A 16,224-nucleotide genomic window follows, 5' to 3' on the forward strand; every position below is an offset into this window, starting at 1 on the left:
GAACGCCATGAGCAGAGCGACACCGCGACAGCTCCGGATAGAGTCCCTCGAACTCGACTTGCGCGGGCTCGCGCCGGAGCTCGCCGAAGCCGCCGTCCGCGCCCTCGGCCCGGCTCTGGCCCAAGAGCTGGCCGGACGCAGGCTGCAACCCGACTCCCAGGCACAGCTGGATGCCGGACACCTCACCACCGGCGCCTCACCGCAAGCCGGCGAACTGGCGACCGGCATCGCCCGGCAGATCGCCCGCAGCCTTGCAGGAGAACGCCCATGAGCCTGCTGCGTGGTGCACTGATCGAGTACGGCACCGACCTGATCGGCCCGATCCCCAACGTGGTGATCTTCCAGTTCAACCCCGAGTCCCTCACCCGCACCCTGGAGATTCCGCCGCGCCCCACCGTCGCCACCCAGCGCGAGACGGCCCAGGCCGGGGAAAAGACCTTCGAGAAGATCACCTTCAAGGCCCACTTCAGTGCCGCCAACATGCTCGACGAAGGCAAGGTGCTGGCCGAGCTGTTCGGCATAGGTCCGCAGCTCGCCGCGCTGGAAAAGATGGTGTTGCCCAGCGCCAAACTGGCCGGCCTGATCGGCGCCGCCCTGGACGCCATAGGCGACGCCCTCGGCGGCGGTGACGACGCGCCGGCCCAGCCGATTCCCCGCGAGAAGTACCCGCGCATCCTGTTCATCTGGGGGCTGACCCGCGTCCTGCCGGTAACCATCGACTCCATGGGCATCACCGAACTGGAGTACGACGCCCTGCTGAACCCGACCCGCGCAGAGGTGGACATCACGCTCAGCGTCATCGCCGTCGACGACTGCTCCGATGACATGCTGGCCAAGGGCGCGCTCGAATACTCGACGCTCGCCAAGGAAGCCCAGGCCATCGCCAACCTGGCCAATACCGCCGAACAGATCGTCGAGCTGATCCCGCTCTAGCGTCCTTGTGCAAGGGGGCCGCCATGTTCCTGCCCAATTCCCGCTATGCCCGTGTCGCCACGGTGGAAACCACCAGCTCCACCGGCGAAACCGTCGTCGCCCTCAAGCTGCGCCGCCTGACACCCGTGACGGGCGAGCCGCGCATGGTCGAGGCAAGTGACCGCCTGGACCTGCTGGCCTACGCCAGCAGCGGGGACGCCACGCAGTTCTGGCATGTGGCCGACGCCAACACTGCGCTGGACGGCCGCAGTCTGGTGGAAACCCCCGGCGATACCCTGCTGGTGCCCGGGAGCTGAACATGGCCGAGCAACGCTTCCGCGTCTGGTTCGGCGAGAGTGCCGCCAGCGAGGACCAATTGCGCCGCATCGAAGACATCGAGGTCACCCAGGAAATGGATGCGATCTGGGAGGCGCGGATGCGCATGGTGCTCTGCCTCGACGCCAATGGCGCCTGGCTGCACTGGCCGGGCGACACCAGCGAGCCGTTCTCGCGGGTGCGGATCGAACTGGATATCGGCGACGGACGCTTCATACCGCTGATCGACGGCCCGCTGGTGAGCATCGATGCCGCCCTCGACTCGCAACCCGGCCGCAGCACCGCCACCCTGGTGGTGCGCGACGACAGCGCCTTCCTCAACCGTGACGAGGAAACCGAGCCGCCATTCGAACACCGCAGCGCCAGCGACCTCGCCGAAGAGCTGTTCGGCCGCTTCAGCCAAATCGCCGACACGCGCATCGACAGTACCGACGCCACACCCGAAACCACTACCCGACGCGGCACCGTGCTGCAATTTTTGCGTGAACTGGCCGCGGCCAATGACCGCCACGCCTATGTCCTGCCGGGCGAGTCACGCGGCGCCAGCGTCGGCTGCTTCCTCGCCGACCCGACCGACGCCGTTGACCTGCCACCGCTGGTACTGATCGGCAACGGTCGCAACCTGGCCAATGCCAGCGTCACCCAGGACCCGGAGGGGGGTGAACGCACCAGTGCCCAAGTGCTGCGCGTCGACGACCAGGGGGTGACCCGTTTCGAAACCAGCGCCGCCGACCTCGGCCTGATGCGCGGACTGCCGGCGCTGCCGGCGGACCTCACGCCCCGGCGCCTGCTGCCGCCGGGCGAGGCCACGGGCGAAGACCCGACTGCCGCCACGACCTCACGCGCTCGGCGCGGCGGCTACATCTTCCATCTGGTCAGCCAGGTGATACCGGGCAGCTACGCCGCCGTGCTGAGCCCCTATCGCAAAGTGCGCCTCGATGCCGGCGCCACCCCCTACAGCGGCGACTACCTGCTCACCAGGGTGGTCCACCGCATCACAGCGTCGCTCTACACCCAGGAAATCGAAGCCAAGGCCGACTCGGTGTCCGAAGTCTCCGGCGCCGCGGTGGCTGAAGCCCTGGGCGGCGGCCTGCAACTTTCCGTTTCGGCAAGCGTGGGGATCTTCTGAATGGACCAACTCCTGGAAAACACGGTCGAGGCACTGGTCGAGCACGCCGGCAGGCGCTTCTACGGCAAGTACCGGGGCATCGTCACCGACATCGGGGACCCCAACGACCAGTGCCGCATCCGCGCCACGGTGCCCGCCGTGCTCGGTGAGCATCCCTGCGGCTGGGCGATGCCGGCCGCGCCCTTCGCCGGCGATGGCCACGGCATGGTGCTGCTGCCCAGGGTGGGCTCCGGGGTCTGGATCGAGTTCGAGGCGGGCAATCTGGACGCCCCCATCTGGTCCGGCGCCTGGTGGGCCAGGGCCCAGCGCCCCGAGCCAAAAGGCGCCGGGGTGCGGGTCATCGTCTCGGAACAGGGCCACAAGGTGGTGCTGGACGACGACGCCAACGAGGTCCGCATCAGCCATGGCGACGACATGATCGCCAAGACCATCACCCTCACCGCCAGCGAAATCATCATCACCTGCGGCGCCTGCGAGATTCGCCTGAGCAACGAGACCATCTCGCTGAACAACGGCCTGATCAAGGTCGGCCTGGCCGGGGTGAGCCTGGTCAATGGCGCCATGAGTTTCGGGGTACCGCCCACATGATCCCGATCCTCACCACCACCAGTACCGTGATGTGCCCGCACGGCGGCATGGCCCAACTGATCACCAGCCATAGCGAGGCGCTGGTGGACGGCGCGCCCATGCTGCTGATCACCGACCAGCACCCGATCATCGGCTGCGCCTTCGCCCCCGGCGGCGTGCCCTCGCCCTGCGTCCTGGTCCGCTGGATAAGCGCGGCGACCCGGACCTCGCTGCGCAATGTGCCGGTGCTGCTGCAGAACAGCGTCGGCCAGTGCCTCAACGCCGCACAAGTCGTCCAGGGCATCGCCCTGGTGGTACAGACCCAGCAGAAAGCCAAAGGGATATGAGCATGGCACTCTCCAATGGACGGCACCTCGCATTTCCCTTCCGCATCGGCGGCGACGGTCGCAGCGCCGCGCCGGCAGACGATGACGCCCATGTGCGCGACGAGCTGCTGCAACTGCTGCTGACCAGCCCCGGCGAACGCCTGTTCCTGCCGGACTTCGGCGGCGGCGTGCGCAAGCTGGTCTTCGAGCCGGCCTCGGAGGTCTTGCGCGGCGTGGTCAAGGCGCGCATCACCAATGGCCTGACCCGCTGGCTGGGGCACCGGCTGACGGTGGAGTTCATCGATGTGGCCTGGGACGACGCCAACGCCACCCTGGAAGTGACCCTCAAGTACCGGCCCGCGGGCAGCCCGGACTCGCGCGTCATCAAGTTCCAGCGCAGCTCGCGCTAGGGGAATCCCAGCATGGCCGCCATCAAGTTCCCCGACCTGGTCGACGAACGCGCCGAGCAGTTGCAGAGCCACGGCCTGAACGGCCTGAAGCTGGCCCTGGTGAGCCTGCCGGCCGGCCCCAACCCCGGCCACGCGGACCTGGAGCTGCACTTCTTCAACGACCTGCACCTGGCCGCGATCCTCGCCGACATCGGTGCCGATCCGCTGCGCGCCCGGCAGGTCTTCCGCATCCGTGGCGGCAGCCGGATAGTGGCCGGCAACGCCAGCGGCCAGGTTCAGGTCAGCGCGGTAGCTTCGCTTGACGCCACGCGCCTGTCCCTGCGTATCGAGCCCGTCGGCGACTACTCCACCTACCGCCTGGAGCTGGTCTGGGACGCCGCCCTGATCGATCCCTTCTTCAGCGCCATCGGTTTCCGTTTCCGCCCCGGCTGTTTCACCAACGACTGCGCCCCGCCCCAGGGCGGGCGGCCACCGGCGCCCAACCCGGCGATCGACTACCTGGCCAAGGACTACGATTCCTTCCGCCATACCCTGATGGTCGCCATGGCCGGGCGCGTGCCGGGTTGGGCCAGCACCAGCGAGGCCGACCTGGATCAGGTGCTGATCGGCCTGTTCGCTGCCGCCGCCGACGAGCTGAGCGACTTCCAGGACCGCGTCATGGCCGAGGCCTACCTGGCCACCAGCCGCAAGCGCGTGAGCCTGGCCCGCCACGCGCGACTGATGGACTACCACCTGCACGAAGGCAACCAGGCCAGCACCTGGCTCGCGCTGGAAGTGGTCGCCGGCCAGGCCCCCTTCAGCCTGGACGACCAGGAACTGGTGGCCTGGACCGGCGCTACCCCGCCCACGGCCGACGCGGTGTTCTTCGCCAGCCGCCAGCGCCGCCTGGAACCCTCGCGCCGCCAGTACCTGGACCCGCGTCTGAATCGCTTGCGCCTGTACACCTGGGGCAATGCCCAGCCCGCCCTTGCCGCTGGCAGCACCGCCGCCGACCTGGTGCCCGAGCCGCCGCTGGCCTCCCAGGCCGAGGCCGATGCCCTGCGTGACCTGGTGCGCCAGGGCCGCTGGCGCGAACTGTTGATCGAGGAACGACTCAATCCGCTCACCGGCCAGCCCGCCGGGCGCAATCCCCTGAAGCGGCAATTGTTGCGCCTGCTGCCAGGGGACGACCTTGAGGGCGGTGCCGCCGAAAGCCGCTTCGATCCACTCACCGGCACCTGGATGCTGCGAGTCAGCTGGCGCGAGGAAGACGCCCTGCGCTTCGACTTCGCCTTCACCAGCTTCTGCCCCGGCCCGCCGCCTACCGCAGTGGAAGACATCTCGCTGTTCCACGGCAACCTGCTGCCGGTGCATGAAGGACGTCCCCTGCAGGTGCAGTTCTTCGAACCTGGCAGCCTGCTGCCCAGCGACGTTCCCGGCCTGCGCCATCGCCATTACCAGCGCCTGGATCGCTACGGCAACGGTCGCGACTGGGTGCTGGCCCTGCTGCCGGACGACGGCCCGCTGGCCTACCTGCCCCCGCGCCAGGGCGGTGCTCCCACGGGTGAGGAACCGGCTCGCTCCACGCTCTGGCTGCAGGTGGAAAGCCCCGGCGGCGCACGGGAAGACTGGGACGAAGTGGAAAGCCTGGTGCACAGCGACGACTCGGCGGAGAACGGCGACCACTTCATGGTCGAGACCGACGAACGCCGCCGCAGCCTGCTGCGCCTGGGCAACGGCACCAATGGCCGCCTGCTGCCGGCCGGCGCGGTGCTGCACGCCGAGTACCAGGTGGGCGGTGGCCATGCCGGCAACATCGGCGCGGACCAGTTGATCAACCTGCAGCCACTGACCGGCGCCCTGAATGGCGCGGTGCTGGCCGTCAGCAACCCTTTCGACGTCAGCGACGGGCGTGATCCGGAACCGCTCGAACGCATCCGCCGCAATGCCCCCGAGGCCTTCCGCGCCCGCCAGTTGCGGGCAGTGACGCTAGCCGATTACGTCAGGCGGGCCGAGGAGGTTCCCGGCGTGTCCCGCGCGGTCGCCCGCTACGCCTGGACCGGCAGCTGGCGCACCGTGCGCATCGCCCTCGACCCGGCCGGCTTCACCGCCCTGGGCGACGAGCGCTCGGAGGCCCTGTGGAACGAACTGCGGCCGCGTGTGGCGGATCATCTGGAAGCGGTTCGGCTGATCGGTGAAGACATCGAACTGCGGCCGCCGCGCTATGTGCCGCTGGAAATCCACGTGGTGGTCTGCGCCGACGACGCCTACTGGCGGGAAGACCTGCGCTTCGTGCTGGAGCAGGAGTTCTCCGATGGCTGGACCGCCGATGGCCGCCGGGGCTTCTTCCACCCGGACCAGTGGACCTTCGGCCAGTCGCTGCAGCGCAGCATGATCGAGGGCCGCCTGCAACGCATCGCCGGCATCCGTCATCTGGTAAGCCTCGACATGAAGCGCTTCTCCGCGCCGCTGCCCGGCCTGCCCGGTGCCGCCGTGCTGGAAATCGGCTTCGACGAGACCCTGCTGCTGGCCAATGACCCGGACCACCTCGAACGCGGACTGATCCGCTTCGAGATCCAGGGAGGGAGACGCTGATGCCCTGCAATCCGCTGATCCACGATCCCTTCGTGTTTCCCCGGCGCATCGACAACCGCCCGGCTCTGCCGCGCATCGCCTATCGCATCGGACGCTACGCCGACTTCCGGGAAGCCATGATCCGCGCCCTGGACGCCGCACCGGAACTGGCCGCCTGGACCCACCGTGGAGCGGACGACCCCGGCATCGCCCTGCTGGAAGGGGCGGCGATCATCGGCGACATCCTCAGTTTCTACCAGGAGCACTACGCCAACGAAGCCTACCTGCGCACCGCCGCCTGGCGTGAAAGCATCGCCGAACTGGTAAGGCTCACCGGCTATCGCCTCGCTCCCGGCATCGGCGGGCGCGCGACGCTGGCCTTCGAAGTACGCGGCGGCCCCCTGACCCTGCGCGCAGGCTTCCCGGTCAAGGCTGAGCTGCAGGGGCTGCCCGCGGCCGCGGACTTCCAGACCGACGCCGAACTGCTCGCCTGGCCACACCTCGGCCGCTTCAATCTGTACCGCCCACGGGCCTATGCCGCCACCCTCGCCGCCGGGGCCACCCGCTTCGAGCTGCACAGCGTTGGCAACGCCAGCGACAGCGCCAGCCTCGCCGCCTTCGAACTCAAGCCCGGCGACCAGTTGCTGCTGACGCCGCCGGAGCCCGGCTGGACCTCCAGCGGCAGCACCCTCACGGCCCAGCAGGCGCCGCAACAGGTCAAGGTGAAGACCGTCACCCGCCTGCTCGGTCGGGTGATCGTGGAAACCGATACGCCGCTACAGCACAGCTGGAGCCAGCCAGTGGCGGCTTTCCGGGTTGGCCGAAGCTTCCGCCACTTCGGCCACAACGCGCCGGCCAAGACCATCACCAGCCGCAAAAGCGGCAGCGAAATCATCGGCGCGCTCGAATCCGCAACCGCTTTCCAGCGCCACCTCTATCCCCACGACTGCACCAATACCAGCGCTTCCATTGCGCTGCCGGCCGACCTCTTGCCGCTGGACTCGGAAGTCAGCGACCTGCGTCCCGGCATGCGCGTCGTGGTACAGGCGCGCGTGGCGAAAAGCGGCGTCACCCAGCCCGTTGCCCTGACGGTGGTACGCAAGGTCATGGCGGTACGCTCGGCCACCCTCGGCTTCGGCAACCTCAATGGCGCCAGCAGCCTGCTGACCCTCGAACAGCCGCTGATTCGCCACGCCATGAGCGGTTCGCCCTGGAGCGATGTGCGCGACGTGCTGGTCCGTGAAGTCACCAGCCCGGCACTCGGCCTCAAGCCGGTGTCCAACCCCGCCTCCGGCGCCTTTGCCAATGGCAGCGCTGCCCTGTTCTTCCACGGCACCGCCACCCAGGCGCGGGCGCTGGCGGGTCGCCGGCTGTATCTCAGCCATGCCGATGGACGTAGCGTCGAACTGACCTGCACCAGCAGCGCCAACAGCTTCCCCACGCCGACACCCGATGTGGCCCGCCCTTGGCTGCTGAACTTCGACCGCCCGCCCGCACCCTTCACCCGCGCCGACTTCGACGAGGCTGAACCGACGGTGACGGTCTACGGCAACCTGGCGGACGCCTCCCAGGGCAAGGCCGAACACGAGGCGGTGCTGGGCAACGGCGACCATCGCCAGCCGTGGCAGACCTTCCCCTTGCCCAAGGCGCCGCTCACCTACTTGCTCCGCGCCGGGGCCGTACCGCCGCACACCCCGGAACTGGAAATCTGGGTCGAGGGCCGCCTGTGGAGCCGGGTCGACAGCTTCTATGGCCACGGGGCTGAGGAGGCGATCTACATCGTCCGCGAAGATGCCGAGGGTCGCAGCTTCGTGCAGTTCGGCGACGGCCAGACCGGTGCCCGGCTGCCGTCCGGCCTGAAGAACGTGGTCGCCCGCTATCGCAGCGGTGTCGGCGCACGCGGCCCGATCAAGCCGGGTGCCACGCCGACATCGAGCGAGCGGCCGGCGGGGTTCGACAAGGTCTCCCTGGCCGGCATCGTCTCCGGCGGCGCCGACCCCGAGCCGGGCGACAAGGCACGCGAGGCGGCACCCGGCAAGGTGCAGAGCCTGGGGCGGCTGGTCAGCATCCGCGACTACGAGAGCGAAACCCTGTCACTGCCCGGCGTGGTCCGCGCCGCCGCAGCCTGGGACCTGCACGAGGGTGTTCCGGCGGTGATCCTGCGGGTGCTGCTGGCCGCCGGACGCGAGGCCGAGTTCAGCGCCGTGCAGGCCGCCCTGGCCCACGCCCAGCGCTGCCGGGGGCCGGACCGTTTCCCGCTGGTGGTGCAACAGGCCCGCCTGCGCCATGTCTTCGTCGACCTCAGCTATGCCCGTGACCCGCGCCACCGCCAGGAGGATGTGGAAAGCGCGCTGCGCGCCACCCTGGGTCTTGCCGGCGTGGTCGCCGACGAACGCAGCGGACTGTTCGGCCTCCAGGCGCGACGCCTGGGCGAACCCGAGTACGCCAGTCGCATCGAAGGCCGGGCGCAGAATGTTCCGGGCGTGCTCTGGTGCCGGGTCAGCGCATTCGGCCTGTTCGCGCCCGGCAAGGACGGCAGTGCCGCCCTGCCCGCCGCGCCACGGCCGCTGGCCCAGGTCCTTCCCAGCAGTCCCCATGAACTGCTGCAACTGGCAGCCGCGCACCTGAGCCTGACCGCGATTGCCGAACCTGCTGCGGGGGAATGCCCATGAGCCGAGTCCCCTTGTTCGAACGCCTGCCCGAGATCTACCGCACCCGCGATGCCGAGGTCACGCCGGCCAACCAGTTGCGTGCCTACCTGGGCGCGATCGAGGGCCCCTTCGAAGCGCTGCACCAGAACATCGCCCAGCTCTATGAAGACCTGTTCATCGACACCTGCGACGACTGGGTCATCCCCTACCTCGCCGACCTGCTGGGAACCACCCACCTCAAGGGCGATCCGCGCACCCTGCGTGCCGACGTGGCCGACACCATCGCCCTGCGCCGGCGCAAGGGAACCCTGGGGGCCATCGAGCGGCTTGCCGTCAATCTCACCGGCTGGGCCTGCCGGGGCGTCGAGCTGCGGGAGAACCTCGGCTGGACCCAGCACCTCAACCACCTGCGTCCCGACGCCGGTGGCCTGCCGCCCCTGGGCAATCCGGCGCTGACCCGCTTCGACGTGCCCCGTGGCGGTACCGCACCGGTCCGCTCCCCCGCCACCCTGGCGCTGCTCGGCAGCCCCTTCGACCCCTTCGCCTACAGCGCCGACACGAAGCCCGCCGTGGACGACCAGCGCCACATCAACCTGCCCAACCTGGCGATCTTCCTCTGGCGCCTGGCAGCCTACCGCCTGCCCCGCGTTATCCCCCTGGCCAAGGGACTCATCGACCTGGGCGCACCCTCGGCCGGGCAGGCACGCTTCGTCCTGCGCTTCGACCTGCACCCGCTGGACATTCCCGTGCGCCTGTTCAACACCAGCCGCCCCGGCTTCCTCCGTGCGGCCACCTCAGGCGGCGTGGTGGCGCCGCTGACCGAAGCCGATGCCGTCCCCGGCCCGATGCTCGATGCGCGCCTGGCCCAACGGGCCGACGCCTATGTGCGGGTGGACTTCTACGATCCGGGCACCACGCCCCCCAGTGGTTTCGACCTGAGCGACGTGGGCCTGAACCTGTTCCTGCCCCAGGACCTGGCACCCTTGCTGGTACCGCCGGCGCCCCAGGCCGAATGGCACTGGCAGTTCCGCGGGGACAACCTCTGCGCCTGGGAAGAAGGCCTGCGGCGCCCCGTCGCCATCGGCGAAGTCGTCATCGACGCGAATATCGGCCGGGTCCTGATCGGGCTGGAAAGCGCGGAGCAGGCCGGCTTGCTGATGGTCGAGGACAACGGTGCCCTGGTCTCGCGCCTGCAGGCCAGTTTCACCTATGGCGCCACCGGGCCGGTAGGCGCGCACCCGCTGTCGCGGCATTTCCCCGCCCCAGCGGCGGATGCGCAGGTCCGCCACGTAGGCGACGTGGCCGGCGGCACCAGCCTGCAGCAGGCACTGGAAGGACTGGAAAGCGCGACAGGGCCGGTGATCGTGGAAATCCACGACAGCCTGGTGCACCCGCTCGACCTCGCCATCCTGACCGGCACCGCCATCGACGGCACCCACTCGCTGCGCCTGGCGCACTCGCTGACCCTGCGCGCGGTGGGCGAGCACCGGCCGATCCTGCTCCTCGCCCAACCCTTGTCCCTGCGCGTGCTGGACGCCGCCGCCGCGACGCCCTTCACCCCCCAGGTTCGCCTGGAAGGGCTCTACCTGGCGCCCGACCCGGCGGCCCCCTTCCCCGCCGGCCAGGCCCTGATCGACCGCGCCGCCGTGGCGCGCCTGGAGCTGGTCGGTTGCACCCTCGCGCCCGGTGGCCACAGCCTGCGCAACGGCCAGCGTGCGCCCATGCAACCGGCGTTGCACCTGGTGGACGGCTACGGCTTCGATGCCGCCGACCGCGATGCCTTCACCCCCACGCCGGACATCCTGATCCAGCGCTCGATCACCGGTTCCATCGCCATCGACTCGCGCTACCGGCTGGACATCCAGGACAGCGTGGTGGACGCCGGCCTCGGCTTCGACGACGCCGCCAGTGGCCAGTTCGCCATCGCCGCCGCCACCGACCCGGACACTGCCTGGGGCGCCGCCCTCGACTTCCAGGGCCTGACCTGCTTCGGCCCGGTGCGGGTAGCCGCCGTCGGTGGCCTGGGCGGCATCTTCAGCCAGCGCTTCGAAGTGCTGGACAACCAGCACGGCTGCATCAAATGGAGCGCCTTCAGCGGAGACAACGACCGCCTGCCGGCCAATCACTTCTGCGTACACGCGCCGGATGCGCGGGTGTACTTCACCTCGGAACGCTTCAACGACCCGGGCTATGCGCAGCTCCAGCGGGAAACCGACCGGCGCGTGCGCGAGCTCGGGCCGGACGACGATGCGATGGGTGCCTTCGGCTTCCTGCTGGAGGCGCACAAATGGACCAACCTGCACGTGCGGCTGGGCGAATTCATGCCGGTAGGCGTGAGGCCGCTGGTTGTACCTGTCACCTGACGAAGGGGGAGCCATGCAAGGCGATTTCTCGATACTGAACTTCGACCCCCATCAACACGAACGCGGCGTCAGCCAGCCGGCCCAGGGCGTGTTGCGCAACCTCAGCGGCGTGCTGCACCAGCAAGGCCGCGTGAGCCTCGACGCCGACTTCACCGAGGGCGAGTTGCTGGAGCTGGCCTGGAACGGTCAGGCCGGCCGCGACATCCTCGGCGCTGGCGTTTGCGCGGTGCCGGCCAGCGAGCCGGAGGGTTTCCGGGTGGACGCGGCGGCGGTGGTGGATGGCGTGGTGCACCTGCGCCTGCGCCCGGGCCGGGCCTGGGTGGACGGCATTCTTACGCGCCTGCCCGGTGTCGCACCGGACCCGCTGGCGCTGGTCACGCGCCTGGCCACCTACATCGGCGCGCCCCTGGCCACGCCCATGCCGACGACCGGGCAGATCGCCGATGGCATCCGTGACGCGGTGATCCTTGAGGTTTCCGAGGAAGCCCTGCACGGCTTCCAGTATCCGCAGCGGCTCATCGAGCCGGCGCTGGGCGGGCCGGACACCACCGAGCGCGCCTTCGTCAATTTCCGCCTGCGCCTGCTGCGCCTGGCCCAGGGGGAGGACTGCAGCAACATCCTCGCCCGCCTGCGCGATGATCCCGCCAGCAAGGGACGGCTCAGCGCCACCCTGGCGCCCGTGCTGAACCTGGTGGGTGACTGCCCGGTGGTGGGCGGTGGCGGTTATACCGGTTTCGAGCACTGCCTGTACCGCATCGAGATCGCCGACGCGCCCGAAGGCGTACCGGTACGCTTCAAGTGGAGCCAGTGGAATGGCGGGCTCGCCGGCCGTGGCCGCTTCGACGCCAGCGGCGATCCCGACCGGGTGATCATCGACGCCGGCCGCGCGGCCATCGTCAATTCGGGCCTGACCGAGTTCTACCTGGAGGCCCTGCAGTACGACGAGTTGGTGGGCACCTGGGTGGTGGTCTACGGCAGCATGGCGCGCCTGAATACCGACCACGACCTGGAGCTGGAAGCCCCGGCCAGCTTCGGCAGCCTGCCAGGCACCAGTGACCCGGTGTTCTTCCGCCTGTGGAACGGGCTCGGGGAAATCCAGGACTACCCGGAAATCGCCAACCCGAGGGAACTGCGCGATGGCATTCGCCTGGCCTTCGATGCCGCCGGCCACTACCGGCCGGGCGACTACTGGACCTTCAGCGTGCGTGCCGGCGAGATCGGCAACCCGCCGGTGCTGCTGGACCGCGCCGCGCCCGCAGGCATCGTCTATCACCGTGTGCCCCTGGCGGAAATCAACTGGACCGGCCGGCGCAACACGGAGATCTCCGGCAGCATCGAGGACTGCCGCAAACGCTTTCGCCCCCTGACCAACCAGAAAGTCTGCTGCACCTTCCTGATCGGCGACGGCACCAGCAGTTTCGGCGACTTCAACTCCCTCGAAGAAGCCGCCGCCCATCTGCCGCCAGCCGGTGGCGAACTCTGCCTGCTGCCCGGCGTGCACCGCGCCAACCTGCGCCTGGAACGCCGGCACAACGTCAAGATCCACGGTTGTCGCTGGCGCACGCTGGTGCTGCCGCGCACGGAAACCCGCAGCCAGCCGCTGCTGCATTTCGTCGATTGCAGCGGGATCGAAGTCTGCGACCTCGACCTGGTCACCTTCGACGGCATCGCGGTGCGCATCGACGGCAGCCGCGAAGACGGCTGCCAGGACCTGGACATCCACGACAACCGCATGATCGCGCGCACCAACGCCATCCGCGCGACCCTGGCCGTCGGCCTGAAGATCGCCGGAAACCGCCTGCACCTGCTGGACACGGTCGATGGTCGCGCGACGCTGTCGATTGCCGGCGATGACGTGCTGGTGGAACGCAACACCCTGGTGCTGCTGCCGTTCATCGACACGACGCCGGATGCGCCGGACGAACCGGACGACGACCCCACCCGCGACCCCGCCGACCCTTGCGCCAGGCCGGAGATCCTCTACCTGCACCCGCACCTGGTGCTGAACTACGCCTTTGCCGCGTGGGCCGTGCTGGTGGTGCAGTTACTGCCGCAGCAACCCTACCGGGCCATCGGCGGCATCCATGTGCGCGCCGGTTGCGAGCGGGTCCGCCTGCTGGAAAACACCCTGGTGGGCGGCGCCGGCAATGGCGTCACCCTGGGCGGCGACCTGGACCCGGAGGAGGCGCCGCCAGAGTCCGAGCCGCCCGTCATCCTCGCCACAGGAGCGCCAGCAGGCGTGCCGGCAACCGTGAATGTCGCCGCCAATGGCCAGTTCCTCGCGCTGCTGCAGGACGAACAGGGCAAGCCGCTGTCCGGCGTCGACCTCTACCTCGAAGACACCACGGTCGCCACCGACCGCAGCGACGCGCAAGGCATGGCCAGCGTCAAGACCGCTGCGGGCACCTACCGCCTCGATGTGTCGCCGCAGTACCAGGTGCAACGCATCGCCGAGGCACGGGACGACGGCGTGCTGGTCAACGTCGTGACCCTGGCGGCACGCGCCGCCGATCAGCTGCGTGGTTTCCTCCATGAAATCACCATCGAGGCCAACGACATCTCGATGATGGGCCTGTCGGGCATCGGTTTCGCCCCGCGCCACGGCGCCGACCTCAAGGGCCCCTCCCGCGCGATTCCCGGCAACGACCCGAAGGCCGCCCTGCTCGCCTACCTCGACGCCGCCCTGCTGAACCTGGCGCTGACGCCACTGCTGCGCGCCACCGACCCGGTGCGCGATCTGGTGATCCTCAACAACCGCCTGCACCACAATCTGCGCAATCCCTTCACCGAGGCGTTGCTGGACGAGGCGCAGTTCATCGGCCGGGGCGGCATCTCCCTGGCCCTGGTCGAAGCGGCGCGGATCAGCGGCAATCACATCCACGAGAACGGTCCCCGTGCCGTTGACCCGGCGTGCGGCGTGTTCGTCGGCTACGGCGACAACCTGGAGGTCACCGACAACGTGCTCGCCGCCAATGGCGCGGCCACCACGGGCTTCGAGGACAACCGCAACGCGGGAATCCGCGGTGGTGTGTACGTGCGCTTTGCCGGGGCACTGACCGCGCACCTGTCCCGCTCCAGCGGCCGCCATGCCGCGCTGCGGGTGCACGACAACCGGATCGACCAGCCCGCCGGCCGCGCCCTGACCGCCTTCACCTTCGGCCCGGTATCCGTGGCCAACAACCACCTCAACAGCGAACACAGTGGCCTGTTCGGTTTCCTCGATACCGCAGTGGGCGGGGTGCTGATCATCAATCTGGGCGGCATCCATCGTGTGCTGGCGCGGCTCTTCGGCGCCTACCTGGCCTTCGAGCCCGGCCAGTCCGCCAAGGGCCGCTTCGTCACCGCAGCCGAACGCGCCTTACCGGGCGGCGAGACGCTGTTCGACGACAACTACGTGCGCCTTGGCCTGGACAACCGCTCGATAACCTCACACCTGTTGTTGACCCTGGACGACCTGGGCTACGCCGCGAACACCTCGGCCGTGTACCGCGGCGATCCGTTCTTCGCCAACGCGGTGCTGATGGGCGACAGCGTCCGCGCCACCGCCTCCCGCCTGCGCGAAGACGTGACCCGCACCCTCTCGCTGTTGACCACGGGCTTGCGCATGAACATGACGGCGCTGAACCAGGCGGACCATTGCATCGTCGCCCAGCCCACGGCGGGGACGGCCCCCCTGCCGACCGTGGACCAGCCCAACCAGGTGCTGGATGCCGACCTGTGCAACCGGCTGTTCGCCAACCCTGCGGCTGTCGGCCAGTTCCTCCTCAGCGTGCTGGCCGCCAACGCCAACCAGCTGGGCGGCACGCTCTCTTCCGGCGCCTTCAGCTCGGCAGAGCTCGGCAGCCTGACGCAACAGACCGCAGCCCGCGCCGTTGCCCAGATCAACTCGACGCAGGTGGCCACCAGCAAGGCCTATCAGGTCGAAGCCCTGCGCATGACGCGCAAGCACGGCGCCGACTTCCCGACCAGCGCCGCGCTTAACGCCCGCAGCCAGGCCAGCGCGGAAACCAGCAGCCTGCTGGCCACCAGTTCGGAAACCCTGTCGATCCGCGTGCCGGGCAGGCCAGAAGGTGGTTCGACCCTGAGCGGCCGCCTCATCAACGACCGCGGCCAGGGGCTGGCCGATTACAACGTGACGCTGCTGCGCAGCAATGGCACGCAGGTCGAAGCCGTGGGCATCACCGACGCCACGGGTACCTTCAGTGCCGCCTACGACGCTGCCCAGACCGCACGACTGGCCAAGGAGGGCGACCTGTTCGCCCGCGTCACCGACCTCGCCGGCAAGGAAGTGCTGCGCGACAAGACCGCGCTGCGCTTCGACACCGGAGCCACGCTGCAGGCCACCCTGGTGGTGCCGGTGCGCGTGGTGCCGAAGTCGGTGGTGGTGAACGCCACGCTGATCCACGGAACGCCTGCCGAGCCAGCACCGACAACACCGACGCCGCAACCGACCGAGCCGGCACCAGGGCCGGCGGTGCGTACCCCGCTTGACAAGCTGCAACTGGACGACAGCACGCTCAAACAGCTCGCCAAAGGCAAGATCGAGGATGTCGAGGGCATCCTGGAAACCGACCCGGCCAGGCTGGCAAGCATCGTTGGCGGCGAAGACAAGGCGAAGAAACTCATCGAAATGTCCAGCCGACTGCTCGGCCAGACCCCACCGCCGAGCCCGACGCGCAAGGCTGCCTCGACTGTGAAGAAAGCGGCCACCAAGTCCGCGCCGAAGAAGAAGGAGTGATTCCCGATGGGCGGCGCCGTGCAGAGCCCGGCCGTTCACGCTGAACGCGGCCGGCGGTCGACTGCAAGGCCGGGCGCCGGCCTCGCGCATTCCACCAGCGCCGGCCGGGCACAGCCGAAACCCTCGACGGGCCGGCCATGCGCCTGTGGCGGAGGTTGCCCGAAGTGCCAGCGCGCGTCCTCGCTGCGCATTGGGGCAGCCGATGCCGCCCATGAACGCGAAGCCGACGCCCTGGCCGG

Annotated in this window: 11 protein-coding genes; all 11 read left to right on the forward strand. The window is 69.3% G+C overall.

Annotated features, from left to right (window positions below; all coding sequences use genetic code 11):
• The first annotated feature begins 7 nt into the window (after window positions 1-7).
• From ACFW0B_RS00070 to ACFW0B_RS00120, 11 genes are read left to right on the forward strand one after another with little or no spacing between them, the layout of a single operon-like run.
• Entirely contained in the window at window positions 8-271 is a 264-nt protein-coding gene (locus tag ACFW0B_RS00070; RefSeq protein ID WP_449145926.1) for a hypothetical protein, read from the forward strand.
• Window positions 268-933: a hypothetical protein gene (locus ACFW0B_RS00075; protein ID WP_449145927.1), complete on the forward strand. Its 666-nt coding sequence runs from the start codon at window positions 268-270 to the stop codon at window positions 931-933. Before ACFW0B_RS00070 ends, ACFW0B_RS00075 begins: the two co-directional genes overlap by 4 nt.
• A gap of 23 nt (window positions 934-956) precedes the next feature.
• Complete coding sequence (locus ACFW0B_RS00080) at window positions 957-1,229, forward strand: hypothetical protein (protein ID WP_449145928.1); 273 nt, start codon at window positions 957-959, stop codon at window positions 1,227-1,229.
• Window positions 1,230-1,231: 2 nt separating this feature from the next.
• Entirely contained in the window at window positions 1,232-2,377 is a 1,146-nt protein-coding gene (locus ACFW0B_RS00085) for a hypothetical protein (RefSeq protein WP_449145929.1), read from the forward strand.
• Entirely contained in the window at window positions 2,378-2,965 is a 588-nt protein-coding gene (locus tag ACFW0B_RS00090; RefSeq protein WP_449145930.1) for a phage baseplate assembly protein V, read from the forward strand.
• Window positions 2,962-3,291 carry a hypothetical protein gene (locus ACFW0B_RS00095; protein ID WP_449145931.1) on the forward strand — a complete coding sequence of 110 codons (330 nt, stop codon included), beginning with the start codon at window positions 2,962-2,964 and terminating at the stop codon, window positions 3,289-3,291. The genes ACFW0B_RS00090 and ACFW0B_RS00095 overlap by 4 nt, the downstream gene beginning before the upstream one ends.
• 2 nt (window positions 3,292-3,293) lie before the next feature.
• Entirely contained in the window at window positions 3,294-3,680 is a 387-nt protein-coding gene (locus ACFW0B_RS00100; protein WP_449145932.1) for a GPW/gp25 family protein, read from the forward strand.
• Window positions 3,681-3,692: 12 nt separating this feature from the next.
• Window positions 3,693-6,254, forward strand: a complete 2,562-nt coding sequence (locus ACFW0B_RS00105; RefSeq protein ID WP_449145933.1) for a baseplate J/gp47 family protein — start codon at window positions 3,693-3,695, stop codon at window positions 6,252-6,254.
• Window positions 6,254-8,905: a baseplate J/gp47 family protein gene (locus tag ACFW0B_RS00110; protein ID WP_449145934.1), complete on the forward strand. Its 2,652-nt coding sequence runs from the start codon at window positions 6,254-6,256 to the stop codon at window positions 8,903-8,905. Before ACFW0B_RS00105 ends, ACFW0B_RS00110 begins: the two co-directional genes overlap by 1 nt.
• Window positions 8,902-11,247, forward strand: coding sequence for a phage tail protein (locus ACFW0B_RS00115; protein ID WP_449145935.1), 2,346 nt, complete (start codon window positions 8,902-8,904; stop codon window positions 11,245-11,247). Before ACFW0B_RS00110 ends, ACFW0B_RS00115 begins: the two co-directional genes overlap by 4 nt.
• Before the next feature lie 13 nt (window positions 11,248-11,260).
• A complete protein-coding gene (locus ACFW0B_RS00120; RefSeq protein WP_449145936.1) occupies window positions 11,261-15,985 on the forward strand; it encodes a hypothetical protein in 4,725 nt (1,574 codons plus the stop codon).
• Window positions 15,986-16,224 lie beyond the last annotated feature (239 nt).

The organism is Metapseudomonas phytobenefica, from assembly GCF_043392685.1.
Lineage (GTDB): Bacteria > Pseudomonadota > Gammaproteobacteria > Pseudomonadales > Pseudomonadaceae > Metapseudomonas.

What these genes read in the sequence shown, in the direction of transcription:
- ACFW0B_RS00070 (WP_449145926.1), top strand. Translation starts at nt 8, where the DNA reads ATGAGCAGAGCGACACCGCGACAGCTCCGGATAGAGTCCCTCGAACTC.
- ACFW0B_RS00075 (WP_449145927.1), top strand. Translation starts at nt 268, where the DNA reads ATGAGCCTGCTGCGTGGTGCACTGATCGAGTACGGCACCGACCTGATC.
- ACFW0B_RS00080 (WP_449145928.1), top strand. Translation starts at nt 957, where the DNA reads ATGTTCCTGCCCAATTCCCGCTATGCCCGTGTCGCCACGGTGGAAACC.
- ACFW0B_RS00085 (WP_449145929.1), top strand. Translation starts at nt 1,232, where the DNA reads ATGGCCGAGCAACGCTTCCGCGTCTGGTTCGGCGAGAGTGCCGCCAGC.
- ACFW0B_RS00090 (WP_449145930.1), top strand. Translation starts at nt 2,378, where the DNA reads ATGGACCAACTCCTGGAAAACACGGTCGAGGCACTGGTCGAGCACGCC.
- ACFW0B_RS00095 (WP_449145931.1), top strand. Translation starts at nt 2,962, where the DNA reads ATGATCCCGATCCTCACCACCACCAGTACCGTGATGTGCCCGCACGGC.
- ACFW0B_RS00100 (WP_449145932.1), top strand. Translation starts at nt 3,294, where the DNA reads ATGGCACTCTCCAATGGACGGCACCTCGCATTTCCCTTCCGCATCGGC.
- ACFW0B_RS00105 (WP_449145933.1), top strand. Translation starts at nt 3,693, where the DNA reads ATGGCCGCCATCAAGTTCCCCGACCTGGTCGACGAACGCGCCGAGCAG.
- ACFW0B_RS00110 (WP_449145934.1), top strand. Translation starts at nt 6,254, where the DNA reads ATGCCCTGCAATCCGCTGATCCACGATCCCTTCGTGTTTCCCCGGCGC.
- ACFW0B_RS00115 (WP_449145935.1), top strand. Translation starts at nt 8,902, where the DNA reads ATGAGCCGAGTCCCCTTGTTCGAACGCCTGCCCGAGATCTACCGCACC.
- ACFW0B_RS00120 (WP_449145936.1), top strand. Translation starts at nt 11,261, where the DNA reads ATGCAAGGCGATTTCTCGATACTGAACTTCGACCCCCATCAACACGAA.